Annotated in this window: 1 protein-coding gene; it reads right to left on the minus strand. The window is 62.1% G+C overall.

Annotation, left to right across the window (positions count from 1 at the left end):
- Positions 1-114: 114 nt before the first annotated feature.
- Positions 115-234 (minus strand): iron chelate uptake ABC transporter family permease subunit, encoded by a 120-nt coding sequence (locus tag SB764_RS43300; protein WP_410867209.1) that lies wholly within the window; start codon positions 232-234, stop codon positions 115-117.
- Positions 235-248: the final 14 nt, after the last annotated feature.

Consider the following 248-nt stretch of genomic DNA (forward strand, 5'->3'; position numbering starts at 1 on the left):
GGGCCGATCAACGCCGTGACCTTGCCCACTGGCGGCGCGAACGACAAGCCTTGCACGATGCGCGTTGCGCCATAACCGATATCGAGCTGGTGTGCCTTCAGAATACTCATGTCATCAGCCCTTGAAGCGTGCCAGTAACCAAAGAAAATAGGGCGCGCCGATCACCGCCGTGAGCACCCCTGCCGGGATCTCGCTGGGTGCGATCAAGGTGCGTCCGAGGGTATCGGCGAGCACCAGCAGCAACGCGC

This window comes from Paraburkholderia sp. SIMBA_027, from assembly GCF_046535315.1.
Lineage (GTDB): Bacteria > Pseudomonadota > Gammaproteobacteria > Burkholderiales > Burkholderiaceae > Paraburkholderia > Paraburkholderia tropica.